Source organism: Fructobacillus sp. ESL1117, from assembly GCF_058508565.1.
On the sequence record NZ_CP196385.1, the window covers coordinates 69,913 to 94,795 of the forward strand.

Consider the following 24,883-nt stretch of genomic DNA (forward strand, 5'->3'; position numbering starts at 1 on the left):
AATTTGATGTTTTTCTTTTTTTGTTAGAATTTGGTTTGTGGTGTTCACTGGAATTTTTAAAAATATGCTATACTAAGCGTATGAAAACAGGACGGATTATTCGGTCGTTGGCCGGTTACTATGACATCATGATGGATGATGGGGTTGTCGAACGCACGCGAGCACGCGGACAATTTCGTCAAAAAAACCACCGCCCCCTAGTCGGCGATTTTGCTGATTTTGAATCGGAAAACGGCGAGGGTTTTATTTGGGCGTTACATGATCGGAAAAATGCTTTGGTGCGACCACCCATTGCTAATGTTGATTTAGCCATTGTTGTGACTTCGGTTGTTGAACCAGCCTTTTCTCAAAATTTGTTGGATCGGCAATTGGTAGCGCTTGAGGCCGCTTTCGTGAAACCTGTCCTCTATTTTTCCAAGATGGACTTGCTCGATTCGACTGATCGACAAGATTTTGAGGCAACCTTAGCCGAATATCGTGCGATTGGTTATGATGTCATCGCCTCCGATGATGATGTTGCTGCCGCTTTCCAGCCAATTTTGAAAAAACAGGTTGTGGTGGCGATGGGTCAAACAGGAGCGGGTAAATCAACGCTACTAAACACTTTGGCACCAGAATTGCAGTTAGAGACGGGGGTTGTTTCAAAAGCGCTCTCGCGTGGAAAACATACAACTCGACAAGTTTCGTTAATTTTAGTCCCAGCTTTTGAGGCTTTGATTGCTGACACGCCAGGATTTTCATCCTATGAAGTCTTTGACTTTCCGGTTGAAGAATTAGGAAATTACTTTCCTGAGATAAAAGCGGTCAGTGGCCAGTGCCGCTTTCGGACTTGCTCGCATATCAATGAACCTGGTTGTGCGGTGAAAGAGGGGGTTGCCCTTGGCAGTATTTCACAAGCACGGTATAATAGTTACGAACTGTTTTATCAAATTATTAAAGGGAAACGGCCAGTCTATCAAAAGACGAGCCAAAAATGGCGTCAGTAAAGGGGATAATTGCTAATTTGGCAATGAATTCTCAACATGCCGAGCGCTGAGGAAAAGAGGAAAACATGGCAGGAATTATTGCTCCATCAATTTTGAGTTCGGATGTCACCAAGTTAGGCGCAGATGTCGCCTTGGTGGAAAAGGCTGGTGCAAAGTATTTGCACATCGACTTGATGGACGGTTCATTTGTTCCATCGATGGCTTATGGTCCAGCTTGGGTAAAGCAATTACGCCCGCAAACTGATTTGTTCTTGGATGTCCATTTGATGGCTGTCCACCCAGAAAACCATGTTGAAGAATTGGCTGAGGCTGGTGCTGACTTAATTGGAGTTCACGTGGAAGCGACGCCACATATTCACCGTGTTTTACAAATGATTAAAGCTGCTGGTGTGAAGGCAGAGGTGGTGATTAATCCCGGAACACCGGTGTCAGCTATTATTCCTGTCTTAACAATGGTCGACCAGGTCTTAGTAATGACGGTTAATCCTGGTTTTGGCGGTCAGGCCTTCTTGCCAGAAATGGTTGAAAAGATTAAGGAATTGTCTATTTATAAGCAAGATAATGGTTTGGACTACGATATCGAAGTTGATGGTGGCATTAACGATAAAACGATTGCTTTGACGGCCGCTGCCGGTGCAAATGTTTTCGTTGCTGGTTCATATGTCTACGATAAGAAGGATCCAGCTGCTAAAGTTGCTAAGTTGCTGGATTTAACTAAGTAAAACAGACAGTTTATTAAATAATAATCTAAAATGGGCTAAGCAAATTTTTGCTTGGCTTTTTTCGAAAAGAAAGGGTAATTGAATGCGAATTAATATCTTAGCTGGGGGTCCGACTGAATTTTGGCCTGATGATATTTTTGAGCAAGAAGGGCAGTGGTTGGGTGCTGATCGTGGCGCTTGGTACTTAATGCAGGCTGGAATGGACTTTCAAACGGTGGTTGGCGACTTTGATTCTTTGACAAAAGATGAGTTTGAGGAAGTTACCAGTCATTTGGAAGCTAACCATGTCTATCGTTTTCCTCCGGAAAAAGACTTTACTGATACGCAGCTAGCCATCAAGGCTGCAGCTAGTCTCGGTGCAGATGAAATCAGAGTTTATGGAGCAACTGGTGGCCGTCTCGACCATCTTTTAGCTAATTTAACTTTTCCAGCAATGGCTGGCTTTACTGAATTGGCACAAGAGATTGATTTGCCAAATTTAGTGGAACGGGTTGCCCTGGTTGATCAGCAGAATGTTGTTTCTTATTTGTTGCCTGGGGAAAAGGTGGTTCAGCACATTAAAGGTATGAAATATCTAGGCTTTATGCCATTGGGTATAGTTGATAATTTGGAAATCATTGATGCGAAGTATACCTTGACACAGAAAGAAAGTAAGGCTATAATGTGGTCATCAAATGAATTTATTGATGAATTGGTCCACTTGTCTTTTGACAGTGGAATCATGATCGTTACTCAGAGTAAAGATGGAGGTAAGTAAATGGCTGTAACAGCAATTACTGATGCAAATTTCGAAAAAGAAACCGCCACTGGCGTTGCCATTACGGATTTTTGGGCAACTTGGTGTGGTCCTTGCAAGATGCAATCACCCGTTTTAGATGCTTTGTCTGATGAAGATGCTACTAAGAATATTAACTTTTATAAAGTTGATGTTGATGAAAACAAGGAAACTGCTGCAAACTTCGGTATTCGTGCAATTCCAACTTTGGTCGTGACAAAGGATGGTCAAGCCGTTGAACGGATTACCGGTTTCCATAACAAGGAGCAATTAGCTCAAATTTTGCAAAAGTACGCATAATTGTAAAAATTGATTTTGATAGAGGTGGCGGCAATAATTGTGTCGGCACCTTTTTATATTTTTTGCTGATGAGCCTATGAGCTGGGGCAAAGAGTTTTGTTGCAAGCGAATTTTACTAACATAGTGATTTTGTACAAATTGGTCGAATATAAATCAGCAAAGTTTATAATTTGCTTTGCCTTTAGTGCTGGAATTCGTTATTATGGACTAGGGAAAAGCTTTAGTGTAAGTAATTTTCTAGATAAAAAGTGGGTAAAAGGCACGTATAGAGCGAATTGCTTTTGAATTTGAGGTTGAACCGATGGTTAAATTGACTTCTGCTCTTGCTAAAGGCCTTTTATTCTGGTAAAATATTGTATTGTTGATAAGAAGAGCATGAACAATACCTCGGCTCGGATAGGAGGGTCAGACATGGCAAAAGATGCAATTACTGGTGCACGCACCCGTTTTGGTAATCAACGTTCACACGCCTTGAATTCAAGTCGTCGTAGCTGGAAGCCAAACTTGCAAAAGGTTACTGTTAAGATTAACGGTTCCGCACCTAAGAAAGTTTACTTAACGGCACGTACTTTGAAGGCCGGATTGAAGAACGGCTCAATTGAACGTGTTTAAAAACCACCACTTGAGGGTGGTTTTTTTATTATCAGTTGATGATGACTAAGCTCAGTCTTTTGGCAGCTGATGTTTACCATCGATAGGGATTATGATAAATGACGCTCAAGCCACTGGTGCGCAGATTAGAACCTTTTCTTAGAACATGGTAGAATAGGGTTATCGTAAACAGAAAGGAACGTGGGGCTTTTTGCCCCACAACAACGTGATGGCAATTAAGATTCAAACTCAAAATGGTGAAATCAAAATTGAAAACGACGTAATCGCGTCGGTTGTTGGTGGGGCCACAATTGCCAACCCTGGTGTGGTTGGCATGGCTTCACGGGCGACTTTGCGTGATGGTATGAACCAAATTTTGAACCGGGAAAATTATGGTCGCGGTGTTGTTGTTTCGCAAACGGCCGCTGGCGTTATTGTGGATGTTTATATTGTTGTGCGTTATGGCATGAAGTTAGCAGAGATTTCCACGTCGGTTCAACGCAAGGTCAAGTATTATTTGGATAGTTATTTGGGAATTCATGTACCCGAAGTTAACGTGATTGTCCAAGGAATTGAAACCAAGGATTGAAAAGAAGATGACTGCAGAAAAAATAATGACTATCACTGCTGCCGATTATGGCAAGATGGTCAATGCCGCCGCGGCCAAGTTGACTGCGAATGCGGAGAACATTAACAAGTTAAACGTTTTTCCCGTTCCTGACGGAGATACAGGGACCAATATGGCCATGTCAATGGCTTCAGGTGCGCAATACGAGCGTGATGCCCAGGAAGAAACGGTTGGGGCCTTAGCCAAGGCCACAGCGAAAGGCCTTTTAATGGGGGCTCGTGGTAATTCTGGCGTGATCTTGTCACAAATATTCCGCGGCATGGCCGATTCTTTGGCTGATCAGGATAACCTTTCAGCCCGAGATTTGGCCGATGCTTTGATGATGGCTGCTCAAGTCGCTTATAAATCAGTGATGAAGCCAACAGAAGGTACTATCTTAACGGTAATTCGTGAATCTGCGGCTGCTGCTGATCAAGCGGCCAATGCTGGTGATGATTTACCAACGATGATGGATCAGGTCGCCCACGCTGCTCAAGTGGCTTTAGACAAGACACCTGACCTTTTGCCTGTTTTGAAAGAAGTTGGTGTAGTCGACTCTGGTGGCCAGGGTCTTGTTTTGGTTTTGTCAGCTTTTGCTGAAGTAATTTCGGGTACAATTTCAGAAGAAAATTTACAGACGCCTGATAACGCCGAACTTGATCAGATGGTTTCAAAGTTGCATGCGGGTGCCCAAGCAAATGAATCGTTACGGCCAGAAGACATTCAGTACGGTTACTGTACGGAGGTCATGGTTGAAATTGGTAAGGGAACAACGGTTGAAAAGCCATTCGACTACCAAACTTTTTATGATTACATCGCTGACAAGGGTGACTCACTCTTGGTCATCAATGACGAAGATGTTGTCAAGGTTCACGTTCATACTGAGGATCCCGGTGCGATTATTCATTGGGGTGGTGAATTTGGCTCATTGGTCAAGGTCAAGGTTGATAACATGCGTGATCAACAGCAGGCCGTCATCGATGAACAAGAAAAAGAAGACCGAAAGAACCAACAGGTTACACAAGAACAAAAGCCGGCCCCTGATGTAGCGGTTTTTGCAGTAGCAGCTGGTGATGGCGTAGCACAATTATTTGAGTCTTTGGGCGTGTACCAGGTGATTACCGGTGGTCAAACGATGAATCCTTCAACGGCTGATTTTGTCGAAGCCATTGAAAAGTCACAAGCAAAGGCAGCAATCATTTTGCCAAATAACTCGAATATTTTCTTGGCGGCTGACCAGGCGAAAGACTTGGTTGATGTGCCAGTTGAAGTAGTGAAGTCACGGACGATTCAGCAAGGCTTAACAGCAATGTTGGGCTACAACCCGACGGTTTCGGTAACGGATAATCAAGCAGCCATGACTGAACAGTTAGCAACAGTTGTTTCTGGCCAGATTACTCATTCGGTTCGTGATACAACGTTGCATGGTCAAACCATTAAAAAAGGTGATTGGCTAGGAATGGTTGATGGCGAAATAGTTGTCGTTGGCCAAAAGTTAGTGGAAACAGCCAAGGATACTTTAGCGAAGATGTTAGACGATGATAGTGAAATTGTCACGATCATTACTGGTAAGGATGCAAAAAAGAAAGATATCAAGGCTTTGACCGAAGCAGTTGATGACCTTGATGAAGACTTGGAATGCGAAGTTCATGACGGTGGTCAGGACCTTTATCCATTCTTGCTATCTGTTGAATAAAATTATTTAACGTAAAAAACGCCGACCATAGCAATTAGTCGGCGTTTTTTTTATTTTTTTTTTAGTGGCCAATGGCAGCGATGGCGGCATAGATAACGGAACCGGCCATGACAATCACCATAAAGATTGACATGATCCAAGTCCAAATCTGGAACTTACTCTTCTTTTTCTTTTCAACCTTTGGGATTGGTCGTTTATTTAATTGACGGATAACTTCATCTTGCAGTTCGGTATCAACGTTTGCATTTTTTTGAACGGGTGTTTGACTTACTTTTTTCTTTGCTTTTTTCTTGGCCATGATTGGTAGCAACATTCTCCTGAGTAATTTAAATGTATCATAACATATAGATGAAAGAAATTGAAATTCTCAACTGACCTTGGTAAAGTTGACAAAGAGGTGAATGTTATGATGTGGTTTTATTGGCCTGCAATTTGGTTAGCCATTTTCTTTTTAATTATTTTGTGGCGACTTTTTTATCGCGCTTTTCCAAAAATTGGTGTCTTGGACCTTGCTGTCATTCCGACTTTTGTTTTCGCACATTTGACTTGGGGTGCGGCCTTTTATCGATCTGATTTGTTAGCTATTTTAGTTGTATGGCTGTTAATTGGGGCAATTTGGAATTCGATTGCTTTGTGGCACCGCCAACGACTGGCTTTCTTTTGCCATCGGTATTGGCAGGCGACTGGCATACTTGGGATTATTTTGATGCTTGCCTTGTGTGTTCTAGCTGTGATTTTAAAAAGATAGGGTCGATTCCCCACTAAGCTTAAATCCTAATTTTTTAGGGTTTAAGCTTTTTTTATTACCAACATTTTAAAAAAATTACGAGAAGAGTGGAGGAATGTGGGGGAATGTGGTAAATTATTGTTAAGTTATCTTTAAGAAAGGAGGGTGCGCCGATGTTCATGGGGGAATCTTCACATAATTTAGACTCCAAGGGTCGGCTCACCATCCCTGTTAAGTTTCGAAATCAATTGGGTGAATCTTTCGTGATTGTCCGATGGATGGAACATGCCTTACGGGCCATGCCGATGTCGGTTTGGCAAAACTTAGAGGAACAATTAAACACTTTGCCGCTTGGGAAAAAAGAAGCCCGGGCCTTTAAGCGTTTTGTTTTAGCCGGCGCTAAAGAAGCAGAGTTTGATAAGCAGGGGCGCATCATTGTTGATGGTAACCTGCAAGACTATGCCCAGATCGATAAAGAAGTGGTTGTGACGGGCGCCGGTGATTCTTTTGAAATTTGGTCAAAGGAAAATTGGCAGGCCTATACCGAGGATACTGCTGAAAACTTTGATGAAATTGCTGAAGGATTGGTTGACTTTGATTTTTAAGGTTATTTATTGAACGTGAACCAAAAAAATGAACGAGAGTAGTGTGAAACAGGAGGACATTAAAATGGCATTTGAACACGTAACGGTCCTCCAAAAAGAGGCGGTTGCATTGCTGGCGGTCAAGCCAGACGGAATTTACGTCGATGCAACTTTGGGTGGTGGGGGTCACACTGGAGAAATTCTCAAAGAATTGACCACTGGGACCCTTTATTCCTTTGACCAAGATCAGACCGCCATCTTACATAATCAAAAGCAGTATGAACGAGAAATTGCTGATGGTCAGTTAGTTTTGGTTTTCCAAAATTTTCGCACATTGAAGCAAAGCCTAAATGACCTTGGTGTCGACCAAGTTGATGGTGTTTTGTACGATTTGGGCGTGTCTTCCGTTCAGTTTGACCAAGGTGACCGAGGATTTTCTTATAACCATGATGCACCATTGGATATGCGCATGGATCGTCGTCAGGACTTAACAGCAAAGGTAATTGTCAATGATTGGCCTTTTTCAGATTTGGTCCGAGTTTTGACTCGTTACGGGGAAGATCGCTTTGGTAAAGCCATCGCTCGCAAGATTGAACAAGCGCGGGAAATAAAGCCGATTGAAACCACCTTTGATCTAGTTGAAATCATTAAAGAGGCGATTCCAGCACCAGCTAGACGTCATGGGGGCCATCCGGCCAAGCGGACCTTTCAAGCTTTGAGAGTGGCCGTTAATGATGAATTAGGGGCTCTTGAAGACTCATTGACGCAGGCCTTAGACCTTTTGGCTGTTCATGGACGAATTTCAGCAATTTCGTTCCAGTCGCAAGAAGACCGGTTGATTAAGCAGATGTTTCGTGAGAAGGCAGCCACACCTGATTTACCACGTGGTTTGCCACTTTTGCCTGAACAAATGCAGGCAGACTATGAATTATTGACACGTAAGGCGATTAAGCCAAGTGAAGAAGAGCAAACTGAAAATCATCGATCTGCTTCGGCGCAATTAAGAGGCATTGTCCGCTTGAAGCGCGAAGGTTCTTAACGCTTTCAATCAGCAATGTGATGATTTTTGTTTGGCAAAGTTACTAGTAAAGGAGTTCAAAAATGGCACAAAACGCTTATCGCTATCAAAATTTGGCGACTGCCTTACCTGAGCAGCCCGTCACACCGTCTGCCAAAAAAGTTCGGACCAAAAAACGCTACCAGGCAGCCGTCTGGACAAAACGCGAACGTGGCTTGGTTATTTTTATGGCCGGGATTGTCTTACTGTTAATGATGGGAACAGTGGCAACAACTGTGACCATGCAACGAGTCGATGCTCAAAATGAACAGATCTCCCAGAAGGTCACCAACGTGAAAGAAGAAAACGACTCTTATCGTGGTGACATTCAATCAAAAACGAATCGTGACAACTTGGAAAAGGTTGCCCAATCAGCTAATATGGAACAGAGTACTAATAACGTTCGGAATGTAAACCAGTAAGCAGATGAAGCAGAAGAAAAGACGACAACTCGGGAAAAAAATAACACGGAATGGTAAACGTTTCGGTGGCCTCCTTTTTGTGGGGGCTTTCTGTGTTATTTTAATCATGGGTGGTCGTCTTTTTCAGATTGCTGGTTTTAAGGTGGTCAATCACCATAACCTAACTGCTGCCACTCGATTGGCCTTTATGCAAAAGGAAACTGTGCCGGCTACTCGTGGGCAAATTTTGGATTCGGATGGTCAAGTCCTGGCGGATAATTCGACTGTTTATGATATGTATGCTGTTTTGGATAAAAAGCAAGTAACGAAAACAGGCAAGCCTGACTATGTGATTGACAAGAAAGATACGGCACAGAAACTTAGTGGTATTCTTGGCATCAGCTATGATGACTTATATGCTCAGTTGACCTCTGACAAGCTTCAAGTCGAATTTGGTCCTAAGGCGAAAAACCTCAGTGTCGATACTTATAATAAAATTAAGGCTTTAAATTTAACTGGCATTAAGTTTAATTCCCAGCCATCTCGGTATTATCCGAATAACCGTATGGCCTCCCATATTATTGGTTTAACAAATTCAACGATAAATTCTGCCGGTACGCGAATACTGGGTGGAATTTTGGGAATCGAGGCTTTTAAAAACAATACCTTACGAGGTAAAGATGGTGTCCAGACTGCTCTTGGAAATCAGAATGAGACTTCTAAAAAGAATCAGGTTGAAAATGGGAACAATGTGACCTTAACGTTGAATGAAAAGTTGCAGGCCACGCTTGAAAACCGAATGGACGTTCTCTTTGCTGGCACAAAGGCTAAGTCGGCTGTAGCGGTTTTGATGGAAGCAAAAACGGGTAAGATTGTGGCCGCTACGCAACGGCCAAATTTCGATCCCAACACGCAGGATGGGCTCTCATCTGCTTGGGAAAACTTGGTTAATCAAGGGTCCTTTGAACCGGGTTCCACGATGAAGACTATTACGCTGGCGGCTACTATTCAAGAAGGCAAGTGGCATCCAAATGATACTTATCAATCTGGAACCTATGATATTAATGGCCAAAAGGTGGTCGATGCCTTTGGCAATAATGAGGGTACTTTAACTTACCGCCAAGCCTATGAACGGTCGTCAAACGTTGGTTTTGCGCATTTGGAACAGGCTCTTGGTGCTAGCACTTGGAAATCTTATATCAATAAGTTCCGTTTTTTGAAAAAGACTGGGATGGATTTACCAAACGAAGAAGCCGGGTCAATGTCTTTTGAACAACCAATTGATCAGGCTAACACGGCCTATGGTCAAGCTATTCGGGTAACCCCGGCCCAGCTCCTTCAGGCTTATACAGCCATTGCCAATGGGGGAAAGGAAATTAAACCTTACCTGGTTGACCGAGTCACCAATCCGGAGACGGGGAAAGTTGTTTACCAGGGCAAGACGACTCAGGTCGCTAATCCCATTTCAGCAAGTACTGCCAAGCAAGTTTTGTCTTTAATGGCCGGGGTTGTCAATGCCGATGATGGAACGGCTAAACAATATAGTTTGTCAGATGTTGGTTATCAGGTTGCTGCTAAAACCGGAACCGCACAGATTTCCGAGAATGGAAAGTACCTGGATGGGTTAACAAATGATATTCATTCGGTGATGGCAATTGTGCCTGAACAAAATCCAAAGTATATTATGTATATAGCGGTTCGCCAGCCACAGGTTTTCCCAGATGCCAACATTCAAATTACATTGAACAATGTCTTTCGACCAGTGATACTTCAGGCACTAAACGATGGGGATGATAGTGTTAAGTCAAAGACCAACCAGGTCACAGTTCCTGACGTGAAGGGCTTGTCGATTAGCCAAGCTGAGCAGACACTACAAAATGCGGGCCTGTCTGTAACAACTTTGGGTTCAAGTGGTACCATCTCGGCGCAATCAATTAAAGGAAATCAGGATGCCATTAAGGGTCAGCGCGTCTTCTTGACGGCAAGCGGTGCAGTCACTGTTCCTGATTTTAGCTCTTGGACGAAAAATGATGTTTTGTCTTGGGGCTATCTAGCAAAAGTCAAAATGTCCTTAACAGGGTCTGGTTATGGCGAGAAGCAAAGCGTGACGGCCGGTACAGCGGTGACTGGTCAAAGTAAAATTAGCGTCAACTTTAAGGAGAGAACGTAATGTCAGTTGTACTAGAATTCCTCTTGGGAATGGCTATCACAGCACTTTTGATGCCAATGGTGATCAAAAAATTAAAGCAAAGTAAGGAACAGGCCGTCATTCGGGTCTTGGGCCCAGACCACCAGCAAAAGGCCGGTACACCATCATTGGGAGGAGCCGTCTTCGTCTCGGTGGCAATCATCGTTGCTTTTTGTTTGCCAAGGACCTATGAAAATTCAACTGCTTTTACGACAGTTTTGACTCTTTCAGTAGCGATTGGTTCATTTGCCTTAATTGGTGCTGTCGATGATGTTTTGAAACTGCTGAAGCATGCCGATGATGGCTTTGCTTTTAAGCCAAAATTAGCGTCACAAACGCTATCGGCCGTGGTGGTGATGTTCTTGCTTTGGGCCTTAAAGGTGCCAGCCGTTATTAACTTACCAGTTGTTGGTGTTGTTTATTTGGGCTATTTCTATGTCATCTTTATCTGGTTCTGGTTAGTAGGCTGGTCGAATGCAACAAACCTAACCGACGGTCTTGACGGCCTTTTGGGTGGGTTAGCCATTATTGCTTACGGTGCCTATGCAGTCATGGCTTATTGGGCCGCTGATTGGGCGATGGTTTCCTTTAACCTGATTTTGATTGGAACGTTAGTTGGCTTTTTGATTTTCAATTTACCAAAGGCTAAGATTTTTATGGGCGATACGGGTTCGCTCGCCTTGGGGGCTGGTTTGGCAGTTGAATCGATCTTGCTGCATGCTGTGATTTCACTGTTAATTATTGGTTTGGTCTTCGTGATTGAAACTTTGTCTGTTATTATTCAGACATTTTCTTATCACTTTTTCCATAAGCGAGTCTTTCCAATGGCGCCAATTCACCACTCCTTTGAAAAATTTGGTTGGTCGGAGTGGCAAATTGATATTGCCTTTTGGTCAGTTGGATTAGTTTTGGCCATTTTGGCTGTTTTCATTTTTTACTAGCATTTAAAAGTGGTTAATAGCGTTAACCACTGTACATAAAAAATCAGCATTGTGTGTTCAAGAAAAAAGGAGAAGGGTATGGCAGAGTTAAATTTTAAAAACAAACAAGTATTAGTGTTGGGTTGGGCCAAATCAGGGAAGGCCGCTGCCAAGCGTCTAGTAGAACTTGGTGCACAAGTCACAGTTGCCAATCGGGACAAAATTGAAGAAGACGCTGATTTTAAAGCCTTGCAAGCTGCCGGTGTTGTCTTTTTGGAAAACGACCAAGCAGAATCTTTGGCCGAAGGAACTGATTTTGTCGTTAAAAATCCAGGTATCCATTATGAACAACCATTGCTAGCAAAAGCGGAGCGGTTGAAGATCCCGATTTTGACTGAAGTTGCTGTTGCCTTGTCGACTTTTACTGGACGTTTGATTGTTGTTACCGGTTCAAACGGGAAGACGACGACCACAACGCTTTTGGGCAAGATGCTGCAAGCCGATCCAAAACAGGGGAAAGTCGTTGTTGCTGGTAATATTGGAACGCCAGTTTGTCAGGTTATTGGTCCGATGAAGCAGGAAGATACGCTTGTCTTAGAATTGTCTTCTTTCCAATTAGTTGGGATTCCAATGATTCAGCCTGATATTGCCGTGGTTACCAATGTCTTTGCAAACCATCTAGACTTCCATCATACGAGAACGGCTTACTTAGCGGCAAAGATTCACGTCACAGAGAACCAGCGGCCTGATCAGATTCTGATTTTAAATGGGCAGGGACCAGATACGCCACTAATTGAAAGTAAGACAGCAGCTCAGGTATTGCTCTTTGATGATCAAGACCAAGCGGCCTATGCTCATCAACGTGGCGATGATCTCATTTTTGCAGGACAAACACTAATGCCTTTCAAAGATGTTAAGCTTGTTGGCCAACCTAATTTGGAAAATGTTTTAGCGGCAGCCGCGGCAGCAACGGTTGCGGGTGCTGACCCAGCAGGCATCGTTGATGTTTTGCAGACCTTTTCGGGCGTTAAGCACCGGTTGGAATTCTTGTTTAAAAAGCAGGGTGTCTTGTATTATAACGATTCGAAGGCAACTGATATTGAAGCGACGCAAGCCGCCTTATCTGCCTTTCACCAGCCAGTTGTTTGGCTGGCCGGGGGACTAGACCGTGGGGATGACTTGTCTCGCTTGGCCCCAGACCTAAAGCATGTTCGTCAGGTAATTGCCTTTGGGGAAACGCACGATAAGGTGAAGGCTTTGGCCAATTCTTTGAATTTACCGGTAACGGTTGTCAAATCGGTCGAAGAAGCGGCACCATTGGCTGTCCAAATGGCAAAGCCGGGAGAAGTAGTTCTCTTTTCACCAGCCGCCGCTTCTTGGGATCAATATCCTAATTTTGAAATTCGTGGGGATGCTTACGAACAAGCCTTAAAAAATAGTTTGCAGATTGGGTAAGGAGAGCAAAGATGAAAGTAGTGTTATCAGGTGGTGGAACGGGAGGCCATATTTATCCGGCCTTAGCTTTGGCCAAAATCATTGAGAAAAAGGAACCGGAAGCCGAATTTTTGTATATTGGTTCTTTCCGTGGGGTTGAAAAGCAGATCGTGCCAAAGACAAACTTGCCTTTTATGCAATTGGAAGTCCAAGGTTTTTCGCGTTCGCTCTCGTTAACCAATTTTAAAACGATTTATTTATTTTTGAAGGCCACTGCTGCTGCTAAGAAAATTTTAAAGAACTTTCAGCCGGATGTCGTTGTTGGTACTGGTGGTTATGTTTCCGGTGCTGTTTTATATGCTGCCCAACAAATGGGCATCCCAACGGTCATTCATGAGCAAAACTCAGTTGCTGGTGTGACCAACAAGTTTTTGGCTAAAAATGCAACCAAAATTGGACTGGGATTTGAAGCAGCTAAGGACCAGTTCCCGGTTGATAAAACAGCGGTGATTGGTAATCCCAGAGCTCAGGAAGTTGCGAACCTTCAATCTGATTTTTCATGGACGAGTTATGGATTAGAGGATGACAAAAAGACGTTGTTGATTTTTGGGGGGTCACAAGGTGCACCAGCCATTAACTTAGCGACTCTTGATGCGATTTCAACATTCAATGACCGTCCTTACCAGGTTGTCTTGGTTGCCGGACCAAAGCGAATTGATAACTTTAACCGCTTGTTGCAAGAGCGGGGCCTGACACTTGGCGATCATATTAAGGTTTTGCCTTATATTGATAACATGCCAGCTGTGATGAAAAAGGCGGATGTTTTGGTTTCTCGGGCAGGGGCAACATCGATTGCCGAATTAACGGCTCTTGGTCTACCAGCTATTTTGGTGCCATCGCCGTTTGTGACGGGTGACCACCAAACTAAAAATGCGAGTGCCTTGGTGGAAGCGGGAGCTGCTTTGTCGATTAAGGAACCTGATTTTAATGGCCAATCCTTGGTCAAGGCTGCGGATGCTTTGCTATTAAACGACCAACAGGCAGAAGCCATGAAGGCTCAAGCAGCAGCTGTTGGGATCACCGATGCCGGTGACCGGTTCTATCGCTTGATCAAATCAGTCATCAAAGACTAGGAGTAATTGCCTTGCAAAGAATTAAAATGACAATGCGAATGAATCCCAGATGGACCAGTGCCACCGTGTCCTTTATTTTTTTGGCAGCAATCGCAACCATTTTAATGATTTGGCAACCTTGGGTGAAAATTACGACAGTTAATGTTGATGCTGGCAATATCCCATCTGAGACAATTGAAAAAGAAGTGGGGATTAAGCCCGGTGATTACCGTTACCAAGTTTTCTTTCAAGAAACTTTTTTAGAACAAAAACTAAAAAGAAGTAACGATAAAATTTCGCAGGTGAAAATTTCATTAACAAAGAGCACGGTTTCAATTGAAGCAGGTGAGAAAATTAATGCCGGTTTTCTAAAGAAGGGTGAACAATGGTATCAACTCGATTCAGCCGGAAATCAAAGCAAAATCAACCAAGTTGATGGTCAGGGACCCGTCTATACTGATTTTTCTTCTGTGACCCGGATTAAAAGGGTTGCTAGGGCAGTTTCTTCTTTGGATAAACCAATACGTCAGGATATTGGCGAGATTAAATTTGCACCAGATACAAATAATAGCGATAAACTAGTATTGTCAATGAATGACGGCAATACGGTTTATGCAACTCAGAATACATTGGCCGATAAAATGCAATATTATGCTGGGATTGCAGCGCAAATGTCGACAGTTGGGATTGTTGATTTGCAATATGGATCATACTCATATCCATATAACGGTTCATAATGAAAAAACTTGCTCATAAATTGGCTCTAAGCCCTACCAGAGTAAGGTATAATATGATAAGATTATTTTTAGGTTTAGTTTCTAAATTTTTATTAAAAAAGGGGAGATTTGCATGACCCAAGATGGCGTGATAGTTGGATTAGATATCGGGACAACCATGGTTAAAGTGGTCGTTGCCCAAAGCGAAAATGGTCGCTTCAACGTCATTGCTACGGGCAGTGCCCCTGGTGCTGGTTTACGCCGTGGCGTGATTGTTGACATCAACCAAACGGCTGAGGCCATTTCACAAGCAGTTTCACAGGCTGCTGCAAAGGCAAATATTGAAGTTAACGAGGTGGTTGTTGGCTTACCAGCTAACCATGTGGACATCCAAACGGTGACCGGGCTCGTTTCGATTGAAAATCAAAATAAACAAATTACGAATCAAGATGTCGTCAATGTGACACATCAAGCCCTCGATTCGCTTTCAGTTCAAGACCAAACGGTTGTTGAATTCTTACCAAACGAATTTATTGTTGATGGTTTTGATGGTATTAAAGATCCAACCGATATGATTGGTGTTCGTTTGGAAGTCCAAGGACTAGCTTATTTGGCACCAAGTAAAGTCGTTGACACGATTAAGACCGCTGTTAAAAAGGCTGGTTTACAGATGCAGTCACTGGTTTTAGCACCAATTGCTTTGGCACCCGCTTTTCTAAATGACGCTGAACAAGACTTTGGCGCGATTCTAATTGATTTAGCTGGTGGCCAGTCAACTGCTTCTGTCGTCCATGATCACAAGGTAAAGTATATGACCGTGGATTATGAGGGTGGTATCCAGGTTACTAAGGATATCTCGACAGTTCTTGGTATTAGTGTTGATGAGGCTGAATCTGTTAAGAAAAAATATGGGTCAGCCGACCCTTACCAGGCATCGGCTAAGCAGCAATTTTATGTGAATGCCGTTGGCTTAACGGAAAAAAAGGCGGTTGACGAACAGTATCTGTCTGAAATTATGGCAGCGCGTTACGACCAAATTTTTGATCGTCTAGACCAGCAGTTACAAGCCATTGGTGCTGAAGAATTACCGGGTGGTTTTCTCATTACTGGTGGCAACGCAGCAACACCTGGAGTTCTTGCTAAGGCTCAAGAACATTTTGGTTCAAATGTTCAGGTTGCACAGCCAACACAAATTGGCTTGCGTCATCCGAGCTTCGCCCGAGCCCTTGCCTATGCTTCCCATCAAGCTTTCCAAAGTAACTTAGCCTTGGAAATCAAGGCAGTCCTGATGGGACAACAGGTGGAAGAAGCGGCAAAGGACCAAGCCAGCCATTATCACTTGGTTGACGATGGTGATAATGATGTCATTGAAGCACAAGGCGAGGAAGGGGTTTACCTCGATCCAGCTGAAAAGAAACCAGGAGTATTTTCACGAGTAAAGTCAACGCTCGCTTCCTTGTTTGCAGAACCAGACGACAACGAATAAAACATTCCCAAAGGAGTAACTTTCATGGATTTTACAATCGACGAAACGCAGGATCAAGCCGGCGCTATCATCAAGGTCATTGGTGTTGGTGGTGGTGGATCTAATGCGGTCAACCATATGATTGACGAAGGCATCCAAGGGGTTGACTTTATTGTTGCCAATACTGATGTCCAGGCCTTAGATAAATCAAAGGCTCGTCAAAAGGTTCAAATTGGACCGAAATTAACTGGTGGACTTGGTGCCGGCTCAAATCCTGAGCGTGGTGCCAAGGCAGCTGAAGAATCTGAAGAAGAAATTAAATCAGCCCTAGAGGGTGCCGATATGGTTGTTGTGACAGCCGGAATGGGTGGTGGAACCGGAAATGGTGCTGCTCCAATCGTCGCTAAGGCGGCTAAAGAAATGGGGGCCTTGACGGTCGCTGTTGTTACTCGCCCATTTTCATGGGAAGGGCCAAAGCGATCAAAGTATGCGGTAGAAGGGTTACAAGCCTTATCTGAATCCGTTGATTCTTTGATTGTGATTACAAACGAAAAGCTCAAGGACCGCATCGATTTGAAGACACCATTGTCGGAAGCCTTTCAGATTGTCGATGACGTTGTTGCCCAAGGTGTTCGTGGTATTTCAGAGTTGATTACCAATCCTGGTTTCATTAACTTGGATTTTGCCGATGTGAAAACAGTTATGCAAGATGCTGGACCAGCTTTGATGGGTGTTGGGGTTGCCAATGGTGAATCCCGTGCAAGTGATGCAACGAAGGCTGCCATTTCTTCACCATTACTCGAAGTTGATATGTCTGGTGCTGAAGATGTTTTGTTGAACATCACCGGTGGTCCTGATTTGTCATTGTACGAAGCTCAGACTGCTGCTGATGTGATTAACCAAGAAGCCGGTCGCGACGTTAACGTTATTTTTGGAACTTCTGTTGACGAAGACTTAGGCGATTCAATTCGAATTACGGTGATTGCGACCGGTTTGCAAGCGGGTGGTGTCAAACCCCTCAAACGTTCCGTTCAACAAGACAAATCAACAAATGAGTCAGAGCAAAATGGTCTTTTTGCTCGAACTGGTCAAGACCAGTCTTTAAATCAGAGCGTGCCTGGTAAGGATGATCCCTTTGAAAATTGGGATATCACGACTAGCAAACGGCCAAGTAACCAAACAGGTCAGTTCGATGGCGTTCAAAAGAAAGCTTTTGATCCCGTTGAGCCGGTTAACCAAAATATTGATTTAGACTTGTCAAACGAAGATGATGATCAGCCACCATTCTTCAAGAAACGATAAGGGGGATTGACTAATGGCATTTGATGGGATTAAGCGCCTTTTTTCGGGCGATGATGATTATTATGAAGAAGAGAGCTATGAAGAGGCACCTGAGCAACAACCTGTTCAAAAGCAAAAGCCTGCAGCAAACAAGCAAATGACCGCATTTAAAAATCAGAATCAAACTGGAGCTGCTGGAGTTGCGCAAGGTCGCATTGCTCTTTTTGAACCAAAGGTTTACGCTGATTCACGAGCAATTGCCAGTCAAGTGATTGAAGGTGATGCTGTGATTGTTAACTTTTCCCAGTTGGAAGAGGAACAAGCAATGCGAATTTTAGATTATATTGGCGGCGCTGTCTATGCTGTTTCGGGTTCGATGGAACGAGTTGGTGAGAAAATTTTCTTGTTGACACCTTCAACTTATGAAGTAGCAGGCTCTATGAGTGAAAACCTTGATAATCAAGGTCGGTATTAATATTTATGTTTGGACTACTACTAGTCACGATTATTGCGTGGCTGCTTAAGATTTATTCTTATGCACTGATTGTCTATGTTTTGATGTCATGGTTTCCAGGTGCTTATAACACATGGTTTGGCCGTGAATTAGGGAAAATTGTGACGCCATATTTGTCATGGTTCTCTTTTATCAAACCAATTGGCATCTTAGATTTGCGACCATTAATCGCTTTTATCGTCTTGGATTTGGCACAATATGCCTTGGCATGGTTCTTTTAAATGAGTAATCAGCAGGCTATCGCCCAGCACTTTCACGAAAGTGAGGGCGATTTTGTGAAGCAAGCCCTCGACTGGGTAAATCAGGCAGAAATCGACTATCGATTAGTTCTGACCAAATTTTTAAATCCGCGACAGCGCTACATTGTGCAAACGCTGGTGAATCAGCATGCAGGCCTAAAAATGTTGGAAGACGGGATTTTTGACCAAGCTGAATCAAAGCGAATCGTGATTGCGCCTGATTTTTATGAGGTTGAGGAAAGTGACTTTCAACTAGTTTTGTTAGAATTGACCTTTCCGGTTAAGTTTGTCAGCCTGCGCCATAAAGACATCCTAGGTGCACTTGTACACACCGGACTCGATCGGTCAGGCTTTGGCGATATCGTGGTTAAAGAAGATGCAGGGCAAGTTCAATTAGCGGTTGACCAGCCATTAGTCGGCTTTATTCGCCAAGAGATTGGTCGCATTGGCAAGGTTAAGACCGACTGGCAAACAATTAGCTTCGAGCACGCCTTTCAAAAGGAAGAAGATGGCCAAGATCAATTTCTCTTAGTCAACTCGTTGCGTCTTGATGTGGTTGTAGCAGCTGCATTCAAACTGGCACGTGCAAAAGCACAAGCTTTAGTTACCAGTGGCTCTGTGCAAGTTAATTGGACTGTTAGTGATCAGGTTGATCGGCAAATTTCCCTAAAAGATGTGATTTCAGTGAGAAAATATGGAAGAATTTGCTTAGAAAGCTTGTCAGGGCAGAGCAAAAAGGATAAAATCAAAGCAGTTTTTAATATTATTCATCGATGAGATGAATTCGGGAGGCAGAGAGATAAGATGGCATTAACACCAGATGAGATTTTAAACCATGAATTCACTAGAAAGGGATCACGGGCATATGTCGCACGCGAAGTTGATTCTTTCTTGGATGAAGTCAATAATGATTACCGTACCTTATTGGCTGATTTTGAGAAATTACAACAACAAAATCGTCAGCAACAAAACCGTATTGATGAGCTCGAAGGTGAACGTGATCAAGTGAACGAATCAATCATGTTTGCCCAAAGCGCTGCCTCACGTTTGCGCTCTGAGACGGAATCTGAAGTGAAGTCGCAATTGACCCATGCTCAAGATGAAGCCAAGCAAATTGTTGATGAAGCCCATCAAAAAGCTGAAGCTGAATCTGCCCGTTTGGCGCAAGAGAATGTTGATTTAATTGACGAACAAAACCGCTTGCGTCAGCGAGTTGATAGTTTCCGGCAATCATTCCTGTCACTGATTGACCAACAAAAAGCTTTGCTTGAGCAGGGACAATTATCACAGGCAGTTGACAAGTTACCTGCTTCTGAATTATCGGAAAAGGTTTTGGCTGAAACGAACGATTGGTTGAATCCTGCCTCGAAAGCAGTCGTTTCAGCACCAACTAGTCAGGATAGTACTGAAGAAAAGCCGTTGCCAACCGACATTAAAGAAGTCCCAAGTTTTGCTAAAGGTCCAATCGAACCTAGTGAAGGGGAGAAGCCTGCTGAAAGTGAAACAGTTGAGGTAGAAGCGGAAGTTGCAGATCCAACAGTGGTCGTTTTTCCTGAAAATGGGCAACCAAAGTAAAAATGATTTATTAACGGTGTAAGCCAGTTTGAAAAAGTTGATATTGTTAGCGAGCCATGTCTGGTGTAAGATGGTCATTCCCTCAGCTTTTTTACATCCCTTACCCTTAATCAAACTGAACTAAGAGTAAGTTTGACGGCTTGGCCCGTTATCGCCAGTTAGAGCGTTAACCGATGGTTAGCGGAAGATAGGTGGTACCACGTAAAAAACGTCCTGTTGTCCCAAATTTTTGGGCACAGGACGTTTTTTCGTTTATTGAAAGGAGTCTCTTATGAAGTATAAAGACACATTGAATTTAGGAAAAACAGCATTTCCGATGCGAGGCTCTTTGCCAACAACGGAGCCAGAACGGCAACAAGGTTGGTATGATGACAACCTCTATGAACAACGACTGGCACAAAACGAGCAAAAGCCACATTTTAACTTGCATGATGGCCCTCCATACGCCAATGGTAACATTCACTTGGGTCACGCCTTGAATAAGATTACTAAGGACATTATTGTCCGCTACAAGAACATGAACGGCTACTATGCACCTTACGTTCCTGGCTGGGATACACACGGTTTGCCAATTGAACAGCAGCTAACAAAGGCTGGTCATGATCGTAAGTCAATGCCAAAGAGTGAATGGCGCAACCTGGCCAAGGATTTTGCTTTGGAGCAAGTTGACAAGCAGCGCAATGACTTTAAGCGTTTGGGGATTATGGCTGATTGGGATCACCCATATATCACTTTGCAACCTGAATTCGAAGCCGCACAGTTACGCGTCTTTGGCACGATGGCCAAGAAGGGCTACATTTTCCAGGGAGCTAAACCTGTCTATTGGTCATGGTCATCCGAATCAGCTTTGGCGGAAGCCGAAATTGAATATCACGACATCAAGTCAACTTCATTGTTCTATGCGAATCGCGTTAAGGATGGCAAGGGAATCTTGGATGGCGACACTTACTTGGTTGTTTGGACCACGACACCATTTACGGTTACTGCTTCACGTGGAATTACCCTGGGCCCTGATTTTGACTATGTATTGGTGAAGCCAACTGGTCAAGACAAGAAGTATGTTGTAGCCAAGGAATTGCTGGAAACGGTTGCACCAAAGTTTGGCTGGGAAGATTACGAAGTTTTGGATTCATATAAGGGCCAAGACTTGGATAAGATTACGGCTTACCATCCTTGGGACGCTGATGCTGAAGAAGTGGTTATGAATGCCGACCATGTTACTTTGGATTCTGGAACTGGTTTGGTCCACACGGCTCCAGGCTTTGGTGAAGATGATTACAATGTTTCAAAGGAATACGGCTTAGATGTTGTTGTGACGGTTGACGAAAAGGGAAACATGACCAAGAATGCGGGCCCCGATTTTGAAGGTCGGTTCTATGATGATGTCACTGGCACGGTTATCACTAAGTTGACGGATGCCGGGTTGTTCTTGGCTAAGGAAAAGATTACTCACTCATATCCATTTGATTGGCGAACAAAGAAGCCAATTATTTGGCGAGCTGTGCCGCAATGGTTTGCTTCAATTGATAATTTCCGAAAAGATATTTTGGACCAAATTGATGGGGTTAACTTCTTCCCAGCTTGGGGTCAAAAGCGCTTGCATAACATGATTGCTGGTCGTGGAGACTGGGTCATTTCTCGTCAACGTGTTTGGGGGGTGCCATTACCAATCTTTTATGCAGAAGATGGAACAGCGATTTTGGATGCTGATATTATTGAACATGTTGCCCAATTGGTTGAAAAGCACGGTTCAAATGTTTGGTTTGAACGTGAAGCTAAGGACTTGTTGCCAGAAGGTTATACGAACGAACATTCACCAAATGGCCACTTCAAGAAGGAAGAAGATATCATGGACGTTTGGTTTGATTCCGGTTCTTCTTGGAATGGGGTGATGCGGCAACGTCCTCAATTGGACTATCCTGCTGATTTGTATTTGGAAGGATCTGACCAGTACCGTGGTTGGTTTAACTCTTCATTGATTACTTCTGTGGCTGTAACGGGCCAGGCGCCTTACAAGAACTTGCTATCACAAGGCTTTACTTTGGATGGTAAGGGCAACAAGATGTCAAAGTCATTGGGAAACACGATTTCACCATTGGATGTTGGGAACAAATTTGGTGTTGAAATTTTGCGTTTGTGGACTATCTCAGTTGATACGTCCCAGGATATGCCGGTTTCAGATGAAATTTTGAAGCAAGTTGCTGATTCTTACCGTAAGATTCGCAATACTATGCGCTTTTTGTTGGCAAACACAGCTGACTTTGATTATGAAACTGACCAAGTTGCCTTTGCAGACCGTGCTGCCCATGACCAATATGCAACGGTATTGTTGAATAACTTGGTAGCAGATTTGAAGGATAGTTACGATAACTACCGTCTCAATGAAATTTACTCTCGGTTGATTAACTTTATTAATGTTGACTTATCGGCCTTTTATTTGGATGTCGCCAAGGATGTGGTTTATGTTGAAGCGCCGGATTCCGCTTTGCGTCGTTCAATGCAATCTGTCTTCTATGAAATTTTGACGGCCTTAACGAAGTTAATGGTGCCAGTTTTGCCACACACAGCTGAAGAAATCTGGTCATATATCCCACATACCAACACGAAATACGCTTACTTGCAAGACATGCCAACGGTAAAGGATTTGCCAGAAACTGAAGACATGATGGTCAAGTGGGAAACAGTCTTTACATTGCGTTCGGCAGCGAACAAGGCAATCGAAGCTGCTCGAACTGATGGCTTGGTTGGTAAGAATGCCGAAGCAGCCATGACGCTGTATTTGACGGCTGATCAGAAGAACGTTTTAGCTGATTTACACTTAGACTTACGTTTGATCTTGATGGTCTCACAGCTAGACTTGAAGGATCGTGAAGAGGTAGTGGAAACGGTGCCAAGCTTTGATGGCGTGCCTGTCTTAGTCGAAAAGGCCCGTGGTGGATTGTCACCACGTGACCGTCGCTATCACGAAGACTTGGGAGCTGATGAAGCTTTCCCAGAATTATCAAAAGCTGAAGCTGAATTGGTTCGGAAGTATTACCCAGCTGCTTTAGCAGAAGGTTTTGAAGCTTAAAAATCAGTTATTTGGATTTTAAAAAACGATGTCAAGTAAAAACACTTGACATCGTTTTTTATATTTGGCATAATAGAGAAGTAAAGAAATACGGAGGAATTATATTATGGCAGTTAAAATTCGCTTGAAGCGGATGGGTGCTAAGAAGCGTCCATTCTACCGCGTTGTTATCGCTGACTCACGTTCACCACGTGACGGTCGTTTTATCGAAACAGTGGGAACTTATAACCCAATTACTGTTCCAGCAGAAGTAAAGTTGGACGAAGCTAAGATCTTGGCTTGGTTGGCAAATGGTGCACAACCATCTGATACAGCTCGTAATTTGTTGTCAAAGGCTGGAATCATGGCTAAGTATGCTGAACAAAAGGCTGCTGCAGCTTCTGAAAAGCCTGCTAAGACAAAGAAAGCGGTAGCTGCTAAGCCAGCTGCGGCTGCTTCATCTGAAAAGCCAACGGCTAAGAACAAGGTTGCCGAAATTAAGGCATACTTGGACGCCCAGGGTATCGACTACCCAGCATCAGCTAAGAAGGCTGATTTGTTGGAATTGGTTTAAGACAAACTGGTTTTTAAAGTGGAAACTACCAAAGTTCATTTGGTAGTTTTTTTTCTTTTTGAACAAGCTAAGATAAGCAAAGCTTTGCTATAATAGAGAGTATGGAAACAAAAAATTACTTTAAAATTGGAACGATTGTCAATACACACGGCATTCGTGGTGAGTTAAAAATCAAAGCCATTACGGATTTTGCGGACGACCGCTTTCAAAAGGGCCAAGCTATTTATCGTTTGGACCGGGGAAAATATGTCAAGGAAACGATTGCCAAGGCCCGGGTTCATAAGGGTATGTGGTTGGTCACCTTTGAGGGTGTTGATAATATTAACCAGGTTGAAATTTTTAAGGGCCAGGACATCTTTGTTGATGAAGCAGACCGCGCTGACCTTGACGATGGGGAGTATTACTACAACGAAATCATTGGCTGCACCGTCGTCGACTTAAACGGGCAAACTATGGGTGAAATCAAAGAAATTATGACGACCGGAGCCAACGATGTTTGGATTATGAAGCGTCCCAAAGGCAAAGATGGCTTAATTCCGGTGATCGATGACGTCGTAAAAGAAGTCAATGTGGCTGATAAGCTGATTACCATTGATGTCTTGGAAGGGCTATTTGACGATGAAAATTGATGTTTTAAGCCTTTTTCCAGATATGTTTGCACCGATGCGTCAATCAATTATCGGCAAGGCCATCGACCGTGGTGACCTTGATTTTGCCGTGACCGACTTTCGTGATTATACGACAAACAAACATAATAATGTTGACGACTATCCCTTCGGTGGTGGGGCTGGCATGTTACTGACGCCCCAACCGATTTTTGATGCCTTAGAAGCTGTCAAGGAAAATAGTCCTGAAAAAAGTGCTGGGCATGTCATCTTGTTGGATCCGGCTGGAAAGAAGTTTGACCACACGGATGCAAAGCGATTGGCGAACTATGACCATTTAACTTTTATTGCCGGTCATTATGAAGGCTATGATGAACGAATCAAGACCTTGGTAGATGAGGAACTTTCACTGGGTGATTATGTGTTAACTGGTGGGGAGCTAGCCTCGATGGTTATGATTGATGCAACGGTGCGCTTTTTACCCCATGTCTTGGGCAATGCCGAATCGGCAGCAGGTGATTCATTCGCTGATGGCTTGCTAGAATACCCACAATACACGCGACCAGCCGACTTTCGAGGGCTAAGCGTACCAGAAGTCTTAACTTCTGGAAACCACGGTAAAATCGCTGAATGGCGGTTGAAAGAAGCGTTAAAAAAGACATACTTGCGTCGACCTGATTTGTTAGAAAATCGGGTATTTAAAAATGAAGAACGCGACCTATTGGATGATATTAAGAGTGAATTAGCAGATGATTAATTTGTACT

General features: G+C 43.5%; 27 protein-coding genes. 26 read left to right on the forward strand and 1 reads right to left on the reverse strand.

Annotated elements, in window-relative coordinates; translation table 11 throughout:
- Positions 1–80 precede the first annotated feature (80 nt).
- The 7 genes from rsgA to ACSYSH_RS00400 all read left to right on the forward strand — a co-directional run bounded on the left by rsgA (position 81) and on the right by ACSYSH_RS00400 (position 5,677).
- On the forward strand, positions 81–986 hold the full coding sequence (rsgA, locus tag ACSYSH_RS00370) for a ribosome small subunit-dependent GTPase A (protein ID WP_252774170.1): 906 nt from the start codon (positions 81–83) through the stop codon (positions 984–986).
- Between the two features lie 65 nt (positions 987–1,051).
- Positions 1,052–1,708, forward strand: coding sequence for a ribulose-phosphate 3-epimerase (gene rpe / locus ACSYSH_RS00375; RefSeq protein ID WP_491702095.1), 657 nt, complete (start codon positions 1,052–1,054; stop codon positions 1,706–1,708).
- A gap of 82 nt (positions 1,709–1,790) precedes the next feature.
- On the forward strand, positions 1,791–2,465 hold the full coding sequence (locus ACSYSH_RS00380) for a thiamine diphosphokinase (protein WP_252774168.1): 675 nt from the start codon (positions 1,791–1,793) through the stop codon (positions 2,463–2,465).
- Positions 2,466–2,783: a thioredoxin gene (gene trxA, locus ACSYSH_RS00385; RefSeq protein WP_047974340.1), complete on the forward strand. Its 318-nt coding sequence runs from the start codon at positions 2,466–2,468 to the stop codon at positions 2,781–2,783.
- Positions 2,784–3,194: 411 nt separating this feature from the next.
- Complete coding sequence (gene rpmB / locus ACSYSH_RS00390; RefSeq protein WP_047974341.1) at positions 3,195–3,395, forward strand: 50S ribosomal protein L28; 201 nt, start codon at positions 3,195–3,197, stop codon at positions 3,393–3,395.
- 208 nt (positions 3,396–3,603) lie between these two features.
- Positions 3,604–3,963 (forward strand): Asp23/Gls24 family envelope stress response protein, encoded by a 360-nt coding sequence (locus ACSYSH_RS00395; protein ID WP_252774166.1) that lies wholly within the window; start codon positions 3,604–3,606, stop codon positions 3,961–3,963.
- Positions 3,964–3,970: 7 nt separating this feature from the next.
- Complete coding sequence (locus ACSYSH_RS00400) at positions 3,971–5,677, forward strand: DAK2 domain-containing protein (RefSeq protein ID WP_489816365.1); 1,707 nt, start codon at positions 3,971–3,973, stop codon at positions 5,675–5,677.
- 61 nt (positions 5,678–5,738) lie between these two features.
- Here ACSYSH_RS00400 and ACSYSH_RS00405 read toward each other — a convergent pair whose 3' ends face one another.
- A complete protein-coding gene (locus tag ACSYSH_RS00405) occupies positions 5,739–5,990 on the reverse strand; it encodes a DUF4044 domain-containing protein (RefSeq protein ID WP_489816366.1) in 252 nt (83 codons plus the stop codon).
- A gap of 93 nt (positions 5,991–6,083) precedes the next feature.
- Here ACSYSH_RS00405 and ACSYSH_RS00410 point away from each other — a divergent pair, with 93 nt between their 5' ends.
- From ACSYSH_RS00410 to trmD, 19 genes are all read left to right on the forward strand, one after another.
- Positions 6,084–6,425, forward strand: coding sequence for a hypothetical protein (locus ACSYSH_RS00410; protein WP_252774163.1), 342 nt, complete (start codon positions 6,084–6,086; stop codon positions 6,423–6,425).
- 152 nt (positions 6,426–6,577) lie between these two features.
- Positions 6,578–7,009 carry a division/cell wall cluster transcriptional repressor MraZ gene (gene mraZ, locus ACSYSH_RS00415; RefSeq protein ID WP_252774162.1) on the forward strand — a complete coding sequence of 144 codons (432 nt, stop codon included), beginning with the start codon at positions 6,578–6,580 and terminating at the stop codon, positions 7,007–7,009.
- A 64-nt stretch (positions 7,010–7,073) separates the two neighbouring features.
- Positions 7,074–8,027, forward strand: coding sequence for a 16S rRNA (cytosine(1402)-N(4))-methyltransferase RsmH (gene rsmH, locus ACSYSH_RS00420; protein ID WP_489816368.1), 954 nt, complete (start codon positions 7,074–7,076; stop codon positions 8,025–8,027).
- 62 nt (positions 8,028–8,089) lie between these two features.
- Positions 8,090–8,467, forward strand: a complete 378-nt coding sequence (locus ACSYSH_RS00425; RefSeq protein WP_252774160.1) for a cell division protein FtsL — start codon at positions 8,090–8,092, stop codon at positions 8,465–8,467.
- Between the two features lie 4 nt (positions 8,468–8,471).
- Complete coding sequence (locus ACSYSH_RS00430; protein WP_491702094.1) at positions 8,472–10,616, forward strand: peptidoglycan D,D-transpeptidase FtsI family protein; 2,145 nt, start codon at positions 8,472–8,474, stop codon at positions 10,614–10,616.
- Positions 10,616–11,575 (forward strand): phospho-N-acetylmuramoyl-pentapeptide-transferase, encoded by a 960-nt coding sequence (gene mraY / locus ACSYSH_RS00435; RefSeq protein WP_489816370.1) that lies wholly within the window; start codon positions 10,616–10,618, stop codon positions 11,573–11,575. Before ACSYSH_RS00430 ends, mraY begins: the two co-directional genes overlap by 1 nt.
- A 78-nt stretch (positions 11,576–11,653) precedes the next feature.
- Complete coding sequence (murD, locus tag ACSYSH_RS00440) at positions 11,654–13,009, forward strand: UDP-N-acetylmuramoyl-L-alanine--D-glutamate ligase (protein WP_489816371.1); 1,356 nt, start codon at positions 11,654–11,656, stop codon at positions 13,007–13,009.
- Between the two features lie 11 nt (positions 13,010–13,020).
- The gene (gene murG, locus ACSYSH_RS00445) at positions 13,021–14,121 is read left to right on the forward strand and encodes an undecaprenyldiphospho-muramoylpentapeptide beta-N-acetylglucosaminyltransferase (RefSeq protein WP_489816372.1); all 1,101 of its coding nucleotides are present in this window, start codon (positions 13,021–13,023) and stop codon (positions 14,119–14,121) included.
- Between the two features lie 11 nt (positions 14,122–14,132).
- Positions 14,133–14,837, forward strand: a complete 705-nt coding sequence (locus tag ACSYSH_RS00450; RefSeq protein ID WP_491706150.1) for a cell division protein FtsQ/DivIB — start codon at positions 14,133–14,135, stop codon at positions 14,835–14,837.
- 112 nt (positions 14,838–14,949) lie between these two features.
- Complete coding sequence (ftsA, locus tag ACSYSH_RS00455; RefSeq protein WP_489816374.1) at positions 14,950–16,302, forward strand: cell division protein FtsA; 1,353 nt, start codon at positions 14,950–14,952, stop codon at positions 16,300–16,302.
- A gap of 24 nt (positions 16,303–16,326) precedes the next feature.
- Positions 16,327–17,583, forward strand: coding sequence for a cell division protein FtsZ (gene ftsZ, locus ACSYSH_RS00460; protein ID WP_489816375.1), 1,257 nt, complete (start codon positions 16,327–16,329; stop codon positions 17,581–17,583).
- A 13-nt stretch (positions 17,584–17,596) separates the two neighbouring features.
- Complete coding sequence (locus tag ACSYSH_RS00465; RefSeq protein ID WP_252774152.1) at positions 17,597–18,037, forward strand: cell division protein SepF; 441 nt, start codon at positions 17,597–17,599, stop codon at positions 18,035–18,037.
- A gap of 5 nt (positions 18,038–18,042) precedes the next feature.
- Positions 18,043–18,297, forward strand: a complete 255-nt coding sequence (locus tag ACSYSH_RS00470; protein ID WP_047974355.1) for a YggT family protein — start codon at positions 18,043–18,045, stop codon at positions 18,295–18,297.
- On the forward strand, positions 18,298–19,092 hold the full coding sequence (locus tag ACSYSH_RS00475; RefSeq protein WP_489816376.1) for a YlmH family RNA-binding protein: 795 nt from the start codon (positions 18,298–18,300) through the stop codon (positions 19,090–19,092). It abuts the gene before it with no gap.
- A gap of 27 nt (positions 19,093–19,119) precedes the next feature.
- A complete protein-coding gene (locus ACSYSH_RS00480; RefSeq protein ID WP_252774150.1) occupies positions 19,120–19,890 on the forward strand; it encodes a DivIVA domain-containing protein in 771 nt (256 codons plus the stop codon).
- Between the two features lie 271 nt (positions 19,891–20,161).
- Positions 20,162–22,960: an isoleucine--tRNA ligase gene (gene ileS, locus ACSYSH_RS00485; protein WP_489816377.1), complete on the forward strand. Its 2,799-nt coding sequence runs from the start codon at positions 20,162–20,164 to the stop codon at positions 22,958–22,960.
- 106 nt (positions 22,961–23,066) lie between these two features.
- Entirely contained in the window at positions 23,067–23,513 is a 447-nt protein-coding gene (gene rpsP / locus ACSYSH_RS00490) for a 30S ribosomal protein S16 (RefSeq protein ID WP_491702092.1), read from the forward strand.
- 101 nt (positions 23,514–23,614) lie between these two features.
- Positions 23,615–24,142 carry a ribosome maturation factor RimM gene (rimM, locus tag ACSYSH_RS00495; protein WP_252774147.1) on the forward strand — a complete coding sequence of 176 codons (528 nt, stop codon included), beginning with the start codon at positions 23,615–23,617 and terminating at the stop codon, positions 24,140–24,142.
- Positions 24,132–24,875, forward strand: a complete 744-nt coding sequence (gene trmD / locus ACSYSH_RS00500; protein ID WP_491702091.1) for a tRNA (guanosine(37)-N1)-methyltransferase TrmD — start codon at positions 24,132–24,134, stop codon at positions 24,873–24,875. Before rimM ends, trmD begins: the two co-directional genes overlap by 11 nt.
- The last annotated feature ends 8 nt before the right edge of the window (positions 24,876–24,883 follow it).